Annotated in this window: 17 protein-coding genes; 8 read left to right on the forward strand and 9 right to left on the reverse strand. The window is 68.8% G+C overall.

Annotated features, from left to right (window positions below; all coding sequences use genetic code 11):
* Positions 1 to 2,300 (reverse strand): glycoside hydrolase family 2 TIM barrel-domain containing protein (locus tag AB0K10_RS15050; protein ID WP_363683651.1); only part of this gene is annotated, 2,300 nt, incomplete at its 3' end.
* A 384-nt stretch (positions 2,301 to 2,684) separates the two neighbouring features.
* Between AB0K10_RS15050 and AB0K10_RS15055 the strand changes: the two genes are divergently transcribed.
* Entirely contained in the window at positions 2,685 to 3,134 is a 450-nt protein-coding gene (locus AB0K10_RS15055; RefSeq protein ID WP_363683653.1) for a group II truncated hemoglobin, read from the forward strand.
* Positions 3,135 to 3,238: 104 nt separating this feature from the next.
* A complete protein-coding gene (locus AB0K10_RS15060) occupies positions 3,239 to 3,991 on the forward strand; it encodes a hypothetical protein (protein ID WP_363683655.1) in 753 nt (250 codons plus the stop codon).
* A 372-nt stretch (positions 3,992 to 4,363) separates the two neighbouring features.
* Here the strand turns inward: AB0K10_RS15060 and AB0K10_RS15065 are convergent, their stop codons facing one another.
* Positions 4,364 to 4,828, reverse strand: coding sequence for a hypothetical protein (locus tag AB0K10_RS15065; protein WP_363683657.1), 465 nt, complete (start codon positions 4,826 to 4,828; stop codon positions 4,364 to 4,366).
* Between the two features lie 546 nt (positions 4,829 to 5,374).
* Between AB0K10_RS15065 and AB0K10_RS15070 the strand changes: the two genes are divergently transcribed.
* The gene (locus AB0K10_RS15070) at positions 5,375 to 6,094 is read left to right on the forward strand and encodes a TetR/AcrR family transcriptional regulator (protein ID WP_363683659.1); all 720 of its coding nucleotides are present in this window, start codon (positions 5,375 to 5,377) and stop codon (positions 6,092 to 6,094) included.
* Between the two features lie 24 nt (positions 6,095 to 6,118).
* Here the strand turns inward: AB0K10_RS15070 and AB0K10_RS15075 are convergent, their stop codons facing one another.
* Positions 6,119 to 7,324 carry a hypothetical protein gene (locus tag AB0K10_RS15075; protein ID WP_363683661.1) on the reverse strand — a complete coding sequence of 402 codons (1,206 nt, stop codon included), beginning with the start codon at positions 7,322 to 7,324 and terminating at the stop codon, positions 6,119 to 6,121.
* Positions 7,321 to 7,845: a SigE family RNA polymerase sigma factor gene (locus tag AB0K10_RS15080; RefSeq protein ID WP_363683663.1), complete on the reverse strand. Its 525-nt coding sequence runs from the start codon at positions 7,843 to 7,845 to the stop codon at positions 7,321 to 7,323. The genes AB0K10_RS15075 and AB0K10_RS15080 overlap by 4 nt, the downstream gene beginning before the upstream one ends.
* A 200-nt stretch (positions 7,846 to 8,045) precedes the next feature.
* Here AB0K10_RS15080 and AB0K10_RS15085 point away from each other — a divergent pair, with 200 nt between their 5' ends.
* From AB0K10_RS15085 to AB0K10_RS15095, 3 genes are all read left to right on the forward strand, one after another.
* The gene (locus AB0K10_RS15085) at positions 8,046 to 8,504 is read left to right on the forward strand and encodes a MarR family transcriptional regulator (protein WP_363683665.1); all 459 of its coding nucleotides are present in this window, start codon (positions 8,046 to 8,048) and stop codon (positions 8,502 to 8,504) included.
* A 77-nt stretch (positions 8,505 to 8,581) separates the two neighbouring features.
* Positions 8,582 to 9,913: an MFS transporter gene (locus AB0K10_RS15090; RefSeq protein WP_363683666.1), complete on the forward strand. Its 1,332-nt coding sequence runs from the start codon at positions 8,582 to 8,584 to the stop codon at positions 9,911 to 9,913.
* 40 nt (positions 9,914 to 9,953) lie between these two features.
* A complete protein-coding gene (locus AB0K10_RS15095) occupies positions 9,954 to 10,247 on the forward strand; it encodes a DUF1330 domain-containing protein (RefSeq protein WP_363683668.1) in 294 nt (97 codons plus the stop codon).
* Between the two features lie 192 nt (positions 10,248 to 10,439).
* On the opposite strand, the gene AB0K10_RS15100 is transcribed toward AB0K10_RS15095, so the two are convergent.
* Positions 10,440 to 11,174, reverse strand: a complete 735-nt coding sequence (locus AB0K10_RS15100; RefSeq protein WP_363683670.1) for an RICIN domain-containing protein — start codon at positions 11,172 to 11,174, stop codon at positions 10,440 to 10,442.
* Positions 11,175 to 12,443: 1,269 nt separating this feature from the next.
* Between AB0K10_RS15100 and AB0K10_RS15105 the strand changes: the two genes are divergently transcribed.
* Both AB0K10_RS15105 and AB0K10_RS15110 read left to right on the forward strand, forming a co-directional pair.
* Positions 12,444 to 13,121, forward strand: coding sequence for a hypothetical protein (locus tag AB0K10_RS15105; RefSeq protein ID WP_363683672.1), 678 nt, complete (start codon positions 12,444 to 12,446; stop codon positions 13,119 to 13,121).
* Positions 13,122 to 13,254: 133 nt separating this feature from the next.
* On the forward strand, positions 13,255 to 14,352 hold the full coding sequence (locus AB0K10_RS15110; RefSeq protein WP_363683674.1) for a hypothetical protein: 1,098 nt from the start codon (positions 13,255 to 13,257) through the stop codon (positions 14,350 to 14,352).
* Positions 14,353 to 14,424: 72 nt separating this feature from the next.
* Here the strand turns inward: AB0K10_RS15110 and AB0K10_RS15115 are convergent, their stop codons facing one another.
* The 4 genes from AB0K10_RS15115 to AB0K10_RS15130 are packed head-to-tail and all read right to left on the reverse strand — an operon-like array spanning position 14,425 to position 19,164.
* Complete coding sequence (locus AB0K10_RS15115; protein WP_363683676.1) at positions 14,425 to 15,816, reverse strand: nitrate/nitrite transporter; 1,392 nt, start codon at positions 15,814 to 15,816, stop codon at positions 14,425 to 14,427.
* 53 nt (positions 15,817 to 15,869) lie between these two features.
* The gene (locus AB0K10_RS15120; protein WP_363683678.1) at positions 15,870 to 16,199 is read right to left on the reverse strand and encodes a Rieske (2Fe-2S) protein; all 330 of its coding nucleotides are present in this window, start codon (positions 16,197 to 16,199) and stop codon (positions 15,870 to 15,872) included.
* Entirely contained in the window at positions 16,199 to 18,817 is a 2,619-nt protein-coding gene (gene nirB, locus AB0K10_RS15125) for a nitrite reductase large subunit NirB (protein ID WP_363683680.1), read from the reverse strand. Before nirB ends, AB0K10_RS15120 begins: the two co-directional genes overlap by 1 nt.
* Complete coding sequence (locus tag AB0K10_RS15130; protein ID WP_196924121.1) at positions 18,817 to 19,164, reverse strand: molybdopterin oxidoreductase; 348 nt, start codon at positions 19,162 to 19,164, stop codon at positions 18,817 to 18,819. The genes nirB and AB0K10_RS15130 overlap by 1 nt, the downstream gene beginning before the upstream one ends.
* Positions 19,165 to 19,179: the final 15 nt, after the last annotated feature.

A 19,179-nucleotide genomic window follows, 5' to 3' on the forward strand; every position in this document is an offset into this window, starting at 1 on the left:
GTGCCGGCTGCGGGTCCGGTTCCGCCGCCTCCGGCGAGGTTGAGGTACTCGACCGAGTCGGTGAAGACCGTGCTGCCGGACTTCGTGGTCGACAGCTGCAGGTAGACGCGGCTGCCGGTGGCGGGGGCGGTGAAGGACACCGGTTGGGTGACCCGTGAGCCGAGCGGGACGGTCAGGGTGGTGTTGCCGGACGCGACGACCGCGCCGGTGGGGCTGTCGAGCCGGGCCGTCCAGGTGAAGCCCACCGAGGTGTTGGTCACGTCGTCGTTGAACACGGTGATGGTGCGGGTCACCGTGGCGTTGCGCGCGTAGCTGGGCACCGCCTGCGGCAACGGGAAGGTGCCGTTGGAGTCCGAATTACCGGACGCCGACCAGTACGGCAGATCGACCGCGGCCACCGGGTTGAACGCCGCCTGCACCCGCTGGATCTGCGCGTTGCTCCACGGATCCGGCAGATTGTCGACGCCGTAGACCGGGCGAGTGTTCTCCTCCGGGGTGAAGTCGGTGGACCGCACGCCCGGCACCACGCTGGCCCAGGCGGACAGCAGCGTGTACGGGCGCAGGTCGCTGGCGTCCTTGCCGCGCTTGGCAGCAGTTGCGGTGGCGAACCATGTGAAGCCCTGCTTGGTGCTGCAGGCGGGCCAGATGTACTCGCCTTCGCCGTCCGGACGCCCGGAATTGCGATTCAGGGCCTCGCCGTACCGGCCGACGCCGTCCAGGTAGTGCGCGAAGATGGCGAAGTTGGAGTAGTTCATGGCCGGGTACCGGCTGGGCGAGTCCGCGCCCGGGCCGGCGTCGATGCTGATCGGCCGGGTGCCGTCATTGCCGTTCATCGCCGCGTAAAGGTCCTGTTGGAACTGCTGCGAGTCGTTGTTGTTGGAGCTGGGCTCGTTGATCTGGCTCCAGCGGATGATCGCGGGGTGGTTGCGGTCGCGCAGGGTCAGCGCACGAGCGTGGGCCACCATGTTGTCGCGTCCGGACACGAAGTCCTGGGAACCACTGCGGATGGCCGTTTCGTCGATGACCATCAGGCCCATCTCGTCGGCCACGTCGAGCATGTACGGGCTGGCCGGTTCCATGTGCATGCGTACCACGTTGTAGTTGAGACGCTGGTAGTTGTCCACCGCCTGGGGCCAGCCGCCGTTGCCGGACGACGGCGGCAGGAAGCCGGGCAGGGTGTCGTACGCGTCGCCCTTGCCGCCGTAGTTGACCCGGTCGTAGTCGGCGCCCTGCAGGCTGTCGCCACGGAAGTTCACCCGCACGCCGTTGAGGTAGTAGTACTCGCCGTTCTGTGTGCTCTCCCGGAACCCGAAGCGGTACGTGGCGTCACTGGTGCGGCCGTCGTCAGCGGTGGCGTGGATCGCCAGGCGGTGCAGTTGGGCCCGGTATCCGGACCGGTACGGCACGTTGGGCCACCAGTACGAGGTGGCGCCGAGGTCCCACGCCACCGGGCCCACCGTGACCTTCGCCGTCGAACGGGCCGCCACCGTCAGGGTCTGCTGCGGCAGCTGGGGGTAGCTGAAAGAGCCCGCGCCGTCGGACGTGAGCGACCCGCCCAGGGTGATCGTTCTGGTCGTGGCCGAGGAGTTGGTCACCGACACGTCGTAGCTGAGGGTGCGGTTCGCCACCGAGGTACGGACGAACGCGTCGCTGACGTACACCGCCGGGTACACCCGCAGCGACGCGGACCGGTAGATCCCCTGCGGTATCGCCTCGGACCAGTCGGCCGCTATGGGGACCAGGTACTTGCCGCCCGACGACTTCAACGCACCGCGGCCCTTCACCTGCACGCTGATCGTGTGTGTGGTGCCCGGTGCGGCGTAGCTACTGATGTCGAAGTTCGACGGGGTGAACGCGGTGGTCTGGGTCGCCACCACGCGGCCGTCGACCGACAGTGTCGCCTGGTGGTTGACGGCACCGAACTCGATCCAGGTCGACTGCGGCTGCCCCGAGTCCGGAACCGTGATGCTGCGCGAGTACACCGCCTCGTTCACGTCGGTGAAACCCTGCTTGTACCAGCCGCCACCGGGCACCGCGATCGAGGTCGTCCCCCGACCCGCGGGCGTGAAGTTCCACGTCCCGCTCAGATCGACCGAGGCGATCGCGGCGTTGCCGGCCGCCACACCGTCAAGCCCGGCGGCCGAGACACTCCGGGTCGCGACGGGCGCGGCCAGGGCCGACCCGGGGGTCGCCAGGGTCAGGCCACCCAGCGTCAGGGGCAGGGCGAGCGCCACGGTCGCGGCCAGTCCTCTGGCCGACGTCGACAATCGGCCGCCCCGGCGGACGTTCGTATGATGCACGGTTACCTCCTGTGACTTACCCGATGGCCTTCGTGACTTCGAGTCAAGGCATATGCGCCGGCTGTAGTCGAATCGATTCGACGATCGGCCGACGTCGTCGACCGCCCGGGCGGGTGAACACAGCCGACATGTAGATGTGATTAACCGGCAACACGGGCACTGAGTCAAGGATTTCAACTCATCTATCTTGTGTCAGGGCTTGAAGTTCCATCAATCCCGACAAAAGCCTCGGCAAAGGTAGGACGAAAGGTGTGTCGGTGCCACCGTCGACGCACCGGTCTCCGACTGGGGCGCCTCGGGATCTCGTCACAACGCGGTACGGTCGCAGCGATCGGATTCCAGGAGCGCACCTGTCGCTCGGTCCCGGCAACGAAGGACGAGTCCATGTCCACTCTGTACGAATTTGCCGGCGGCGACGAGGCGCTGCATCGTCTGGAGGAACTTTTCTACACCAAGGTGCTGGACGACCCCGTGTTGCGCACGGTGTTCCCCGCTCGCCAGCCGGACCATGTCGAACACCTCACGTGGTTCACCGCCGAGTCCTTCGGCGGCCCCGACAGGTTCACGACCGGACTGGGATTTCAGTACATCATTGACGCCCATCGCCATCTGAAGATCACCGACGAGCAGCGGGAGCGGTTCGTCGCCCTCTATCTCGAAGCGATCGATGAAGCCGGCCTACCGGACGACGACGCTTTCCGCGCGGCGGTGCGCGAACACCTCGAGTTCGGCGCCCGCGTGGCCCAGCAGAACTCGCACGCCAAGAGCGATGACCAGCTGCATCCGATCCGTGAGGTTCCCGCTTGGACGTGGCCGCGACAGTCTGAAGACTGACGGGCACCAGCGGACCCTGACGTCCTCGAGGCTTCCTCCGGCGGGCTGCCACGGACGTCCGCGCGTAGTCTGCGTGGATCATTGACGCTGGAGGCGGAAGATCGATGGGCGCGAAGACCGCACTGCTCGCTTTCACCGAGGGTGATTTGCGCCCTTCTCTCTGGGGAGCGGTCCGGTCGGATCCGCTGGGGGCCATCGACCTCGTGCGCGAGCTGCATCCCGGCTACGAGGTGACACCGATCGGCGACGGCTCGCTCGGTGACCACAGTTATCCGCCGGACGACACCAGCTACGCGACGGTCCTTGCTGGCGCCGAACTGTTCTGCGACCTTCGGCTCGTCTGCGATCTCCCATCACAGCTACCGGCCAGGCTGCTCCGGGCCGGCGCGGGCCGGCGGATCATCATGCACGGGATGCACTCGGCCTCCGATTGGCTGTGCTTCGCGGTGTGGGAGAACGGCGAGCTCGTCCGTTCGCTGAGCCTCTCCCCGGATGCCGGCATCGGGGAGAACATCGGCGAGCCGTACGACTTCGAGCTGCCGTACTGGGCGGGCGAGCATCCGGTCGAGCCGATGTTCTCCGAGGATCCGTACCCTCTTCCCTTCCACCCCCTGGATCTGGGTGAGCAGGCCCTGCGCGCACTTTTCGGTTTCACCATCGAGGGTCGTCCCGACCCGGACGACATCGATCCGTTCGACATCCACCTGCACGGCTTCCGCGTCGCCGACCCGAGCGGCCGGGAACAGGCGGAACGCGAGGCCAGGATGGAACAAATCCTGCAGAGCATGAAACCGCCACGCCGCTACCGCATGATGCCGGACGGCACGCTGCGCGAACTTGGCGACGACGACTTCTGACGCCGGGTGAGGCGTCCTGAGGGAGTGTGGACAGGTCAAGGCGGTAAGCAGTGCAGCGCCGCCGTGGGGGTGCGGAAGCACTGCAATGGCTCGCCGAGCACGTCGCGGCTGGGGCACCGGGTCCACGTCGTCGAGGTATGTCTGCCGGACGCGACGAACTCGCGGGTGACGACCGGCAGCCGGTCCGCTGTGGTCCCTTGAGTTGCCGACATCCGGCGCTGTACGGGCGAGGTTGCAGGCCCAGGAGCGGAACCTGGGATGGGCGAGGACGACCAACGGCCCAGGGTCGTGCGCCTGACAGGCGATCGTGCCGCTGTCGACGGTCACGTGTTCGGTCATGGCGATCTCCAGAGCGTCCAGTTCGCTCAGTGGTCAGGTCGATAGGCGTTTCTGTTGAGGGACGAGGCCGTCGATGAGGCAGGAGCGAAGGTCGGTGGGGTCACCGGTCGAGCCTGTCCGCAGCCGGTTGTAGACGGCGTCCTTCTCGGGATCGCCCTGTGTCAGAACGAATGGGACGGGATCAGGCATCGCCATCTCCGTGTCCGCCGTGGCGGCCGATCCGTGCGCGAGTGTCTGCAACCAGACGACCACCAGGCCGGCGACACCGAGGGCCAGGAGGAACAGCGTTCGCTGCCACCACGGCACGTTGATGCCGCGTATCGCGACGGCGGCGACGGTTACGAGCGTCGCGAGAAGAACGGCTGCGGAAACCCACAACGCGGGGGTGACGGGCCAGGCGCCGAGAGCAGAGGCGCCGAGCAGAACAAAGGGAGCGACGACCGTCACCAACGGGCCCAACGAGGCCCGCAGCGCGTGGCGCAGCTCCGGACCGTTCAAGAACCGATCGTGTACTGCCAGGTGTGAGAGCGCGTCGGCGGTGAGTGCGGCGACCACGGTCCCGGTGGTCGTGGCGAGCAGAACGAGTGCCGCCGCAAGAGGTGTCCCGGGGTGGGAGGCCACGACGAGAGTCACGGAGAGCGCGGTGAAGGTGACGTAGATCCCCTCGCGTAGGGAGTCGGTCTGCTGCGCGGGGGTCGCGGCCGGAGTGAACCGCTGGCGTCGAGAGAATTTCCTGTCAGTATTAATGACTACAGCGTATCCATAAATCCTCGAGCAGGCCAGTGAATCCCCCTGCGATTTCGAACTCCGCTGCTGGGGTAGCCGTCGTCGACCCGGGCGCGCGGGGATCAACGGCCCGGCCAGGCACCGGTACGGAGGCAGCCGAGGCCAGAGCGCCGCGACGCCGGAGCCGCGGTCTGCAAGCGGCCCCTTGAGTCCGGCAAATGCCCGCATCCACCTCTCCTGGCCCCAGGCGTGTAGCGTCTTCGTACTGTCCTGACCCGAAGGTCGTGGCCTCGAACTCGTGATGGGAGACGCGATCGAATGGACGGGCCGGCCAGGGAAGAACCAAAGCGGCCACGAGGACGTCCCGCCGTCGGTCGCGCCCGCATCATCGAGGCGGCACTCGGCGTCCTCGACGAGGAAGGCGCGGACGCACTCACCTTCCGAGCTGTGGCAAAGCGTCTCTCCTCGAGCACAGCGACGCTCTATCGTCATATCGAAGGCCGCTCTGAACTGCTCGGGCTTGTCATGGATCACCTTCTTGGCGAAGCTGACGGGCAGATCCGAGCCCAGCTCGGCACGAACGCGAACTGGGACGAGGTCTGCCGCAACTCCGCCAGAATCTCGTACCGGGTCATGTCGAGCCACAACGCCTCAGCGCACCTGTTCACCAACAAATTTCCGCTTGGGCCGAACGGCCTGGTCATCCGGGAACGAATGCTGGCCGCGCTGTTGCAGGCCGGGTTTCCCCCTCTGATGTCCGTGAACACGGTCGCGATGATCTCCCATTACGTGGTGGGGTTCGCGATGCAGGACGACGCGACGGTCAGCCGTTCGACACTGGAGGACACCTTTCTGGGGAAAGGCGGCGATCGGTACCCCGCCACGGCCTCGGTCGTGCACCTCCTGCCCCGTCCGCTGGACGAGGAATTCGAGTTCGGGCTCGATCTGATCCTCCAAGCTCTGAACAACGGACTCCCGGGTCCCGCACCTCCGGTGGGGCAGCGACAGCGACCACCACAATCACGCGAGGGTGCATAGGAGGCCGCTCCAGGGGGATGGGCCTTAAAAGGTGATCTTCGCGGCGCTGCTCGGCAGCCCGTCGGAGGAGCCGATGAAGAGGTGGTCTGCGTACTCGGCCGGTAGGTGCATCGAGTGGGTTACCCGACCGGTCAGGTCGACCACGAGCAGGCGGTCGTACTCGTCATCACCTGGTCCGAGGACTGGGGCGGGCTGGTCCGATGCCGGTATCCCGCCCGCGTCGTGGACGACGCGGATCAGCAGCTGCCGATCGTCCGTCCAGCCGATCAGGCCGCCGGAAAGGGGCACCTTGAAGCTGTGCTGGACCGCCCCGGTGACCGGATCGACCACCGTGACGGAGGTCTGCCGCACCCCATCGGAGTACGGTGCCAGCGCCAGTTGCCCGCCGTCCGGGAAGAAGCTGACGGCGTCCAGCGGGCCGCCGCTGGCGGGAACGGTACGCACCACTCTGCCAGCCAGGTCGTAGATGCGGATTCCGGTCACCGTGGGCTCATCAACAGACGTGGAGAGCGTCAGCGCGAGCCCCTTACTGTCTGGCGTCCAGATCAGGCCGGTGGCCTGGTCGTTCTGCGCGGCCAGGTCGGGCAGCGGGACGAACGTTGTCGTGAGCGTGTCCGAATCCACCAGCACGAAGCCGGGCGTACCCGTGCGCGGCATGTGGGTGAAGAGTATGCGCTGCCCGTCCGGCGACCAGCGTCCGTCGTTCGAATCGGCGGGAAAGCGGGCGCCGCCGGTGCTGCCGGAGTCGGCGATCCACCGTACGTTCCCGCTGGCCCGGTCCAGTACGCCCGCCCGGGTTGGATGGCGCGGACTGTTGTCACCCGTCGCGACCAGCACCTGGCTGCCGTCCGGGGACGGCATGGCATACCGGTATGGCACCCGGTCGTACCGGCCGGTCTTCGCGTTCAGCAGGAGCGAGTACTGAAAGTGCGGGCTCGGATCATCGATTTTCGGATCGCGGATGCCGCTGTACGCGGTCACCACGAGTGGCCTCAGCCCGTTATCGGCGAACTGGTCGCCGGCCGTACCGCTGATCGGGGCGATGACGGCGACCACGCCGATCAGGGCGGCGCAGATCGCCGCGGCGAAGCCACCGCCGACGGCCAGCCGGGTGACCCGTTGCCGGCGGGCGCTGACCAGTGCGGCCTGGGCCAGCCCGACCGGCGCGGGCGCGGTCTCGGCCAGTTCCTCGAAAGCGGTCCGGAGCGCGGTGGTGAGGTGCGGGTTCATCGGTCTGCCGCCTCCTTCGTGGCGAGGATGTCGAGCCTGGGACAGAGTTCGCGCAGCCGGGCGAGAGCCCGTGCGGCCTGGCTGCGTACCGTGGATTGGGTGCAGCCCAGAATCTCCGCGATCTCGCTGTCCGGCCGGTCTTCGAAGTAGCGCAGCACAAGCACCGCCCGGTGTTTGGGCGCGAGCTGCGCCAACGCCTGTCTGAGCGCCAGGTTCAGGTCGACGGTGGCGGTGGCATCGGCCGTCGCCGCGACCTCCGGCAACTGTTCAGTGCTCACCTCGCGCCCCCGCCGGAGGCTGCGCCACCAACTCGTCTGCTGGCGGTACAGCGCGGTGCGCAGGTACGCCTCGGGGTTTCCGCTGCGGATCCGGCCCCAGTGCCGGGCGCCCTTGGTCAGTACCGTCTGGAGTAGATCCTCGGCCTGCTGACGGTGCCCGGTCAGGGCGAGCGCGGTCCGGAACAGTGCGTGCGAGCGGGCCGCGACGAAGTCGCTGAACTCCCGATCGAGGTCAGCGTCCATGGGTGTACCTATCCCTCATGCCGATAACAACGCCAGGCCCGCGGCGGCTGCTGCTCTGCCGGCCAAGACACTTGCCGCCTGACCCCGCCTGGGCCTCGGACGAGCACCATCTCAGACCCGAATCTGCGGGCGCGGACTACGCACCGAACCCTGATCGGAACATGCATAACGAACTTATATAGAACTGCTATGCTTCAGGCGTGAGTCGCCGAGACGCCGCGCACAGCGCTTCCGATGCCATCGGGTCAGCCCTCTACGGTCTGGCCACCAGGGCCGTGCGACGCCTTCCCCGCGACATGAGCCTGACGTCCGCCGCCACCCTGGCCACCTTGGACAAGACCGGCCCGCGACGGATCACCGATCTGGCGGTGGCCGAGGGCGTCACCCAGCCCGCGATGACCGTCCTGGTCCGGGTGATGGAGGAATCCGGGCTGGTCGAGCGGAAGGGTGATTCGTCCGACAAGCGGGTCACGCTTGTGTGCCTGACGGAGGCCGGCGCGTCGTACGTCCGGACGCGACGCCAGGCGGGCGTGAACGCGTACGCGCGGTTGATCGACGAACTCACCGGTGACGAGGTCGCGGCCCTGGCGGCGGCCCTTCCGGCGCTGCTGCATCTGGCGGAGCTCGACAGCCACGCCCGAGAGAAGTCGGACCGGTGACCGCGGCGCAGGCCGATGGCCAGCCCCTGAGCACTGCCCCGATACGTTCCGAGGCACGTCTGCTGGTCCCCGCCCTGATGTTCGTCGCACTGGTCGTGGCGGCGGTCGCCAGCCTCGGAACGCCGCTCATCACCAGCGTGGCGACCACGTTCCACGTCTCCCTCGACAGCGCACAGTGGACGCTGACCATCGCCCTGCTCAGCGGTGCCGTCGCCACACCCGTCCTCGGTCGACTCGGAGCCGGTCCGCGCCGGCGGGCCACGATTCTCGCCACGCTGGCGATCGTCGTCGGCGGCAGTGCGCTCACCGTGTTGCCACTGCCGTTCGCGTGGCTGCTCGTGGGCCGGGCGGCCCAGGGCATCGGCCTCGGTCTCACGGCGCTGATGATGGGCGTGGCCCGCGACCATCTTCCCGAGGAGCGCAGCGCGCCCACGATTGCCCTGATCTCGGTGGTCTCCATCATCGGAGCCGGCGTCGGCTACCCGCTGGCCGCGCTGCTCGCCGAGTTCGGCGGACTGCGGGCCGCGTACGGGCTCGGCCTGCTCGTCACCGCCGTCGCCTTCGTGGCCGCCTGGCGCTCCATGCCGGCAGCTCCCGAAGGCCGCTCCGCTCACGTGAACGTGGCCGGTGCCCTCGTTCTGGCGGGTGGACTGCTCCTCGTCCTGTTCCTGGCGGGCGAGAGCAGCCTGTGGAGCCGGCACCTCGCCGTGGCGGTGACCCTTGCTGTCGCCGCCGTGCTCCTGCTCTGCGTCTGGACCGCTTCCGAACTGCGAACCACGACGCCCCTGGTCGACGTGCGGGCGATGCGGCACCCGGCGGTCGCCGGGGCGAACATCGCCACGTTCGTCGGCGGGATCGGCATGTATCTCCTGCTCACACTCATCACCCGCTACGCGCAGACGCCGCACGGCGCCGGCTACGGTTTCGGACTGACCACCTTCGTGGCGGGGCTGGTCCTCATCCCGTTCTCCGTGCTGGGGTTCGTCGCCGGCAAGCTCACGCCGCGGGTCCGCGAGCGGATCGACGGCCCTCTGCTCCTGGCCGGCAGCGCCGTCATCGTCGGCGGCGGGTGCGTCCTGTTCGCCATCGCCCGGTCCAACCTGGCCGAACTGCTCGCGGCCATGGGCGTGCTGGGCTTCGGCGTCGGCAGCTTCTCGGCCGCCATGCCCGGCGTCATCCTGGCCGTCACCCGCAAGAGCGAGACGTCGAGCGCCATGAGCTTCAACTACGTCGTCCGCAGCGTCGGGTACTCCCTGGGCAGCGCCGTCGGCGGTCTGGTCCTGGCCGCCGGCACCGCCACGGGCCGCCTCTTCCCGAACGACGACGCCTACACGACCGCGGCGCTGGTCGGCGTCGCCGCGATGGCGATCACGACAGTGGTCAGCCTCGCCCTCGCCCGCCGCCGCTGAGCATACTTCTGGGCATCGATTCCGAACACAGGAGGTTACCGTGGCCAAGGGCTACTGGGTCAGCGCCTACCGCACCATTTTCGACCCCGAGAAGCTGGCCGCCTACAACGAATTGGCCCGTCCGGCCGTCGAGGCCGGGGGCGGACGGGTGCTCGCCCGCGACGGTCGCGTCGTCGCGCACGACGCCGGAATCGCCGGGCGCACCATCCTGATCGAGTTCGACAGCTTCGAACAGGCGGTCGCCGCACACGCGAGTGCTGCCTACCAGGAGGCGCTGGCCGTACTTGCCGACGGTGTCGAGCGCGACTTCCGCATCATCGAAGGCCTCGACTGACGATCGAGGCGACGGGTGCTGTTCGGCGCTCGATCGACACGCCAGGTGTGTCTGGGGGGTGAGGGTGGGCTCGGCGTACTGCCGAGCCCACCCGTGTGCGGTCCGAGCGGTCTCAGGTGCGGTGGATCTGGCCCTGCGGCGCGTCGGTCCGCGGGTCCCGGATCAGGTCGTGGGCGACGTTTGCCGTGATCATCACGCGAGGGAGGCGAGCCCGAATTGTTGGTTGGTCTGTCCGTGGCAGTCGTAGAGCTGGATCTGGGCCCCGTTGGTGGTGCTCCAGACGTCGAGGCACCGTCCGGACTGAACGCTGCTGATGGTGCCGTTGGAGTTGACGTTCCATTGTTGGTTGGTCTGTCCGTGGCAGCTGTAGATCTGGACTGCGGCGCCGTTGCCGGTGCCCGCGGCGTCGAGGCACATGGTGCCGTACACCTGTAGTTGTTTGTTCGCGGTGTAGGTCCAGGCCTGGTTGATCTGCCTGTTGCAGTCGTAGAGCGTTACCCGGGTGCCGTTGTTACGTGAGGCGTTGGGTACGTCGATGCACCGGCCGGACTGGGTGCCGACGATCTGGCTGGCGGAGGTGGGTGGGACGGTCGGCGAAGCGGTGGGAGTCGGCGTGTTGGTGGGGGTCGCCGTCGGGGTGGTCGGCGTGGAGGGCAGCAGGGGGCAGGTGCTGCGGTAGGTGACCACGCCGCTGGAGTCCAGCAGCGGGCAGAGGAACTGGCTGTACCGGGCGTCGTTGTCGACGAACATCTTGACGAACGGCAGCATGGTCCGGACCAGGACCGGGTTCGACCGTCCGACCATGAACCCGTGGTCCGCGCCAGCGACCTCCAGGTAGGCGCTCTCCGTCGTGGCCGGGAGGCTGTTGTACAGGCCGGTGGCGTAGGACGGGGTGACCACCGTGTCCGCCTGCCCGGCGAAGACCATCGGCCTTCAACGACGAGCGCCGGGTTGCCGCGCTCAACGCGCCACCGCCGCCCATCGAGTGACCGGCGACCGCCAGCCGGGTGGGGTCGACCCGGTCGCGTACGGGGCTCTGCTGCGTCAGGTAGTCCAGCGCCGCGAGCAGTTGGGTGCCCCGGGCCGTGTCGAAGTCGTTGCGGCTGTTGGTCTCGATGCCGATCACGACGAAGCCGTGCGACGCCAGCCACGGTCCCATCCAAGCGAGTTCGGCGGAGAACAACGCGGTGTAGCCCGGCGAGATCGCGATGGCCCCGAACGTACCCTGGCTGGTGTCGGTCGGGTAGTAGATCCGGCCACCGTTGAAGCCGTACCCGGTCGGGACGCTTACCGACGTGTTGGCGAAGGGGCCGTTCACGGCCGTGACGCTGCTCCGGGTGGGGTCCGGGCCCCGCTGGTACGGGTTGTCGGCGGCGGACGCCGACCCGGTCGCCATCGTCATGGTGAACAACCCGACCGCGGCGGCGATCCCGACTGCGGCGAGCTTGAAAAGCCGTCCCCGAAAACGGGGGGACACCCGGTCGGCATGGGCATTCCCCGAGGGCGGCGGGTGGTTGGCGTGTCCTCGCACTGTCGGTACCTCCTGGTGGTGGGTGAGCGCGGGGCGGGCGGGCTCGGTCGTCTGCCGAACCCGCCCGCCCCGACGTTGTCCGATCGTCAGCGTTGCAGCGTCAGCGGACCCGGCCGGTACGGCGGAAGGCCGTAGTCGCCGCCGGAGCGGCGGCGCCGAAGTACCGGCCAGACTGGGCGGCGCCGCCGAGGATCGTCTCGGCGGCCCGGGCGAGATTGGGCAGCAGTGCGACGACCGGAGTCGCAACTATCGCGGCCGTTCCGGAAATAGCCGGGGTTCGGAATCGAGTGTGCCGGGTGAGACGGTTCCGGGAAATCATGCTGATCCTCCGGTGGGAGAGCCTTGTCGCCGTTCGAGGAAGCGCCGGGTGCGGGGCTAGCCGAGTGGTGAGTGGGCCGGACGGTCGCGTGCAGCGCCTCCAGAGGAAAGGATCTTGTTAACGTTCACACTGATCGATGGCTTTCAGGCTGGCAGAAATTTCCAGGATATTCAACCGGTAGTTTCGGGCCTGTTACGGATCAGCGCGGCGCGGTTCGCGCCCGTCCGGGGGCCTCGGCGTGCGGCGCTGCGAGCCGACGCCGAACTCCGGACCAGCTCTGTCGACGGCTTGGACATCATGTCGGTACGCTGCACGCCAATGACGCCTGTGAATCCGAGGAGGCACGATGTCGCGCCGGACAGGCAAGCCTTCCTACCTGTCGACACTTCCCGACAGCCGCAGGCAGCGGATCACTCGTCTGGCCGCGGCGGGCGCGGGGCTCGTCGTGGCGGCGAGCCTGCTGGGCGGCGGCATCGGCTACGGCATCGGGCGGCCGGATGCCACCGAGGCGAGCATTGCCGACCTGCGTCGAGCGGAAATCAAGCGGGACCTGCAGCAGATCGCCGATCTCACCGCGCTGGCCCGTCGGACCAGTGATCAGATCTCGCCCGTCCTCGCCGCCCTCGGGGCTGGCGGCACGACCGGGCCGGCGCCTGACCCGGGTCAGGCCCGACAGTGGCAACAGACCGTGCGCGCCGCCGCCGAACCATTCGCCAACCCGCCGTCAGGCACCACCGCCACGAACGTGGCCCGGGGTGGCCTGCGCAGCGCTGTCGATCAGGCTGCCGTGGCGGTGGACACGTACGCCCTGGTCGCGAACTCGCCGGCGGCCGATCGCAAGGCGCTGACGGACCTCGCGGCGCGGCAGGCGACCCTCGCGGCCACCACCTGGTCGGTGGCCGCGACCCAACTCGACCAGATCAACATCGACGTGGGGCACGGTCACCAACATGTCTATCTCGACACCGGCAAGGACAGCGGCGCCCTCACGCCCGACCAGGAAGCCGAGGGCACCGGAGGTTGAGCCGGTACGCCTCTGACCCCGCCGGGGCGTAGCCGCGGCAGCCCGGAGTCGAGAGAACCGGGCCGGGTGCGGCTCAGGCCACCCACCCCCCGAGGAGCCGCGAGAGCACTGCTGGGTTCGTTACCTTCGTGGCGTGACCGAATACGCCACTCTGCTGCACGCCTACGGCCTCGCCGTGGACACCCCTGGCCACCTGGCGGCGCTCGCCGGCGACGACCCGGCTGCCCGCGCGAGGGCGCTCGAGCACCTGTGGTCAGCGATCATCCACCAGGGGACACCGTGGACCGCGACCCCGCCGGCAGCCCTTGAGGTGGCCGCGCTGCTCTCCGACCCGCGGGTGACCGATCCCGGCCTGCGTGCCGAATTGCTCAACTTCCTGGCCGCGGTGGCCGAGGCGGGTCGCATGACCGAGGGCCTGTCCGAGCCGGACTTCGACGTGAATGCTGTTCTGGCAGAGGTGCTCCGCGACGGGGACGAGGAGGCGATCTGGGAGGACGAACGGCTGCCGGACGCCCTTTACCTCCGGGCCGTGCTCGGTTGCCAACAGATCGTGCCGGCATTGCTGGCCACGGCCACCGCGGCGTTGTCCGATCCGTCCCCACAGGTCCGAGCTGCGGCCGCGTACACGATCGGCGCCTGCGGTAGGGGTGATGCCTCTCGTTTGGAGCAGTTGGCGGAGGCGGCCGCTCCGGACGAGCGAGCGGCCCTGGTCCTGGCCATCGGTGACCTCGGCATCGCGCCTCGCCGTCATCTCCAAGATCCTCATCCGGGGGTACGCGCCTGCGCAGCCCTCGCCCCCGCCCTGGCCGGCGACCCCGCTGCGACGGCCGAACTGCTCGCGGCGCTGGACGACCCGACCGCCGCCGACGACTGGTTCACCAATCGGCCGCCCCAATTGCCCACCCGGATGCGGTTCTTCCTGCTGGCGGCCGCGATCGACCGGCTTCCCGCGCCCGACCCGCTGCTTCCAGCGGCCGTGCGGCTCGCCGGGGTTGCCACCGCGCACACCTGCGACCAGGACTGGGGCCTGCTGCTGCGGACCTTCTTCGCCGGGTACGCAGGCGGGCCCCTTACCGCGGTTCAGCGCGCATACCTGAGCGCGCTCACCGCCAATCTGGACCTGTGGGACCCCACCCACGGCAACGCCGCCCTGGCCTTCCGCGACGCCGGCCTGCCCTACGACCGCGAGACATGCCGCGCCCTGGCCCAGCCTTCCCGTTGTGCCACCTGATCGTGCTGGTGCTCGTCGCCGCCCTGCCGCCGCTCGTCGCGAGCACATACACCCGGGCCCGGCTGGCCGCTGTCAGACGCCCGCAAGTCCCCCGGGCGACGGGCGCAGGTACACGAACCAGGTGATGAGGAAGCAGATCGCGTAGAAGGCGATGAAGGCGATGTAGGCCGCATCAGCGGTCTTGTAGGCCAGGAAAGACTGCCGGAAGGCAAGATTGACGAGGACTCCGCCGAACGCGCCGACGGCGCCGGCGACGCCGATGAGCGCGCCGGAGAGGCGTCGCGCCTCGTGCTCCGCCGCCCGGTCGTGCGGGTCGGCCGCACCGCCGACGGTCGGCCGCACACCGCACCTGGCCCGGAAGATCGCCGGGATCATCTTGTACGTCGAGCCGTTGCCGATGCCACTGAACACGAACAGCGCGATGAACCCGACCAGGTACAGCGGCAGCGAACGTTGCTGGGAGGCGAGCAGGACGACCGACGCGCCGGCCGCCATGGCCACGAAGTTCACGAAGGTGACCCGGGCGCCGCCGAGCCGGTCGGCGAGGACACCGCCCACGGGCCGGATGAGCGAGCCGAGCAGCGGTCCGAGGAACGTCAGGTACGCGGCCTTCACCGGGGTGTCGAAGGTGTCGGCGAACTGCACCTGGAGCACCTGGCCGAAGGCGAACCCGAAGCCGATGAACGATCCGAACGTGCCGATGTAGAGCAGGGACATGATCCAGGTGTGCGGTTCGCGGGTGACGTCGCGCATGGCCCGTTTCTCGTTGCGGGCATGGCTGAGGTTGTCCATGTACATCGCGGAACCGAGCGCGGCAAGCACGATCGCCGGCAGGTAGATGCCGGCGACGATACCGGGGCTGGCCGTCCCCAGGACCGCCAGCACGAACAGGCCGACGAGCTGGACCGCCGCGACGCCGAGGTTGCCGCCGCCGGCGTTGATGCCGAGCGCCCAACCCTTGAGTCGGTCGGGGTAGTACGCGTTGATGTTCGCCATCGAGGAGGCGAAGTTCCCGCCGCCGACGCCCGCCAGCGCGGCGATGAGCACAAGCGTCGAGTACGAGACGCCGGGCCGGATCAGGAAGGCGCCGAGCAGGCTCGGGATCAGCAGCAGCGACGCGCTGATGATCGTCCAGTTGCGGCCGCCGAACCGGGCCACGGCAAGGGTGTACGGGATCCGCAGCATCGACCCGACAAGTGCGGGCACGGCGGTGAGCAGGAATTTCCCTGCCGGATCGATGCCGTACCGCGGCCCGAGGAACAGCACAAGTACCGACCACATCGTCCAGATGGAGAAGCCGATGTGTTCGGAGTAGATGGAGAAGATCAGGTTGCGCCGCGCGATGCGGGATCCCCGACGTTCCCAGAAGATGGGGTCCTCGGGCCGCCAGTCGTCGATCCAGTGGCCGCGAAGGGTCAGGCTGCGCCGGTCCTGCTCGATGCTGCCGGGCACGGCCGTGGTCATGGTTCCTCCCAGGTGAGTCCTCGGTCCGCTCGACACCGTGACTGATTCGCTCCTCACGCCGACGGCAGACCCACCACCAGGCTTCCGTCGGCGTCGGCACGGACCGGATACACGGTGAGTGGGGACTGTCCGGTGGTCGAACATCCGGTCGCCAACTCGAAGGTGTTCTGATGCAGGGGGCAGACGACGACAGTCATGTCCACCAGGCCGTCCGCGAGCGGCCCGCCGGCGTGCGGGCAGACCGCCGACACCGCGCGCAGACTGCCGTCGCGCAGCCGGAAGATCGCGATCATGTCGTCACCGACGGCGTACGCGCGCCCCTCCCCGAGGGGGATCTCGTCGACCGGCCCGAGCCGATGTTCCACGGCGATGAGCCTGGCCATCACGCACCCCTCGCGGAAGCTGGGCCGGCGCCGTTCCCGTTGTGCCCGTTGCCACGGTGCCCGTTGCCGGCCGAGCCGCCGCCCGGCACGGCGGAGCCGATCGACGGCGCCACCGGCCCCGGGACAGCAACCGGTACGGCTTCGCGGACCGGCACCTGAGGCAGGACCGCCAGCGGCAGGGAGGTGCGGAACTGCCCCGGGGTGACCGGGTCGCGCCGTTCCAGCCACGGATCCCGGTACGCGGCCACGGAAGCAGCCATGGCCGCGTCGAGCCGCGCCGCCATGCCGTCGCTGTCGTCGACGACCACCGCCCGGATGTGGTCGATGCCGAGCCGGGGCACCCACGCGTACGTGCGCTCCAACCAGTTCGCGCTCTCCCGGTAGTACTGCAGGAACCGGCCGGTCAGCGTGATGACCTCGTCGGGGGAGTCGACGACGGCGAGGAGGTCCCCCTTGCGTACGTGGGCGCCGGCGGCCCCGCCGACGTAGATCTCCCACCTGCCGCCGTCGATGGCGACCACACCGAGATCCTTCACGTACGCCTCGGCGCAGTTGCGGGGGCAGCCGGTGACGGCGAGCTTCATCTTGCCGGGGCCCTCGATGGCCTTGAACCGGTCCTCGATCGCGATGCCGAGAGCTGTGGAGTCGCCGACGCCGAAGCGGCAGAAGTCGGAGCCGACGCAGGTCTTGACGGTGCGGAAGCTCTTGCCGTACGCGTACCCGGACGGCATGTCGAGGTCCGCCCACACCCTCGGCAGGTCCTCCTTGCGGATGCCGAGCAGATCGATGCGCTGGCCGCCGGTGATCTTCACCAGTGGCACCGAGTACTTCTCGGCCACCTCGGCGATCCGCTTGAGCTGCGCCGGTGTGGTCACACCGCCCTTGATCTGGGGGACTACCGAGAAGGTGCCGTCTCGCTGGATGTTGGCGTGCACCCGGTCGTTGATGAAGCGGGCGTCGCGTTCGTCGACGTACTCGTCGCCCCACATCATCCGCAGCAGCGAGGCCAGGCCCATCTTGCTCTTCGCGTCCTCCTCGCCGCCGGGCACGAGGGTGGCGAACACCGCGGAGACGGATTTCAGGCCGTGTTCGCGGATCGCCGCCATCAGCTCCGCCTTGGGCATCGGCACGCCGGGGACGTACCAGCTCGCGGCCGGATCGTCCTCGACCTCGCCGTCGGCGGCCCACTCGACGATCTGGGCGACCAGCCCCTTGCACGACCCGCAGCCCTTGCCGGCACGGGTGGCGTCCATGACCCCGGTGAGCGTCTTCACGCCGCCCTGCACGGTGCCGACAAGCGCCCGCTTGGTGACGCCGTTGCAGTTGCACACCTGCACGTCGTCGCCGAGCTCCGCGGCACTCACCTCCGCCGACGGGGCGCCGAGGTCGAACAACATCTCGACCCGCTCCTTGGGCAGGGCGAGGCCACGGTCGAAGGCCTGCATGAGGAATGCGACCTTCCGCACGTCGCCGAGGAGGGTCGCGCCGACGAGCCGGTCGTCGCGGATGATGATGCTCTTGTAGACGCCCTTGCGCGGCTCGGCGAAGACGACCGTCTCGTCGTCGTCGCGCTCGGCCTCCTTCAGGCCCATCGAGGCGACGTCCACGCCCGCCACCTTGAGCTTCGTGGCCAGCCGAGAGCCGTGGTACGCAGCTTTCGGGTTCGTCCCGGTGATGTGGTCGGCGAGCACCCGCGCCTGTTCCCACAGCGGAGCCACCAGGCCGTACGTCTCGCCGCGGTGCTGGGCGCACTCGCCGACCGAGTAGATGTCGACCTCGTCCTGCACGCGCATCTGGTCGTCGACGACGATGCCCCGCTCCACCGGCAGCCCGCTGGTCGCGGCCATCTCGGCGTTCGCCCGGATGCCGGCGGCCACGACGACGACGTCGCAGGCGACGGTCCGACCGTCCTTGAGCTTGACCCCCGTCACGGCGTGCTTGCCGAGCACCTCGGTGGTGTGCGCGCCGAGGACGACCTCGATGCCGAGTCGCTCGATGCTGCGCCGCAGGATCGCGCCCGCCTGGGCGTCCAGCTGAGCGTTCATCAGATGGCCGGCGGCGTGCACCAGTGTCACGTGGGCCAGGTGGTTCTGCAGGCCGCGGGCGGCCTCCAGACCGAGCAGACCCCCGCCGATCACCACCGCGCGCTCGTGCTCGCGGGCGTACCGAATCATGTTGCGGGTGTCGTCGATGGTGCGAAACGCGAACACTCCCTGGTGGTAGCCACGCCCAGGGCGGTGGATGCCGGGAATCGGCGGAACGAACGCCCGGCTGCCGGTGGCGATGATCAGCTTGTCGTACGGCGTCTCGGTGCCGTCGTCCGCGTAGATCCGTCGCGCGAAGCGGTCGATGCGGGTGACCCGGGTGCCGACGTGCAGGGTGATGCCGTTCTCGGCGTACCACGACATGTCGTTGAGGAAGATGCCCGCCTCGTCGTCGACCCCGGAGAGCACGTTGGAGAGCAGGATGCGGTTGTAGTTGCCGTACGGCTCCTCGCCGAACATCGTGATGGCGAACTGGTCGCCTCCGCCGCGTTCGAGGATCTCCTCGACCGTGCGGGCGCCGGCCATCCCGTTGCCCACCACGACGAGGCGCCGGCGCTTGTCGACGGCGTCCATCAGACCTCGACCAACCCCAGGTCGACGATCACGGTGCCGGACACCCCGGCGGGCGCCGCCACGTGCACCTCGATACCGGTGCCGGAGTCGAGGTCCTCGACCACCCGCAGCGGGACGTGGACGTCGGACTTGGCACCGATCGGGAAGTACCGCATCGGCTGGCCGTCGCGCATGAGCAGGACACAGATCAGCTCGTCACTGGCATTGCCGCCCCGGAAGTAGACCGGCTGGGCGACGACGCCGCCCGGCACCACGTAGCTGAGCGTGCCGTCGACGAGGCCGGGCCGGTCGAGGCCCTTGCCCTCGAAGCTGTAGACGCCTTGCAAGAAACGGGGAGTGGTGTGCACAGCGACGCTCCCTTG

This window comes from Micromonospora sp. NPDC049274 (assembly GCF_040678875.1).
In the GTDB taxonomy this organism is placed as follows: Bacteria; Actinomycetota; Actinomycetes; order Mycobacteriales; family Micromonosporaceae; genus Micromonospora.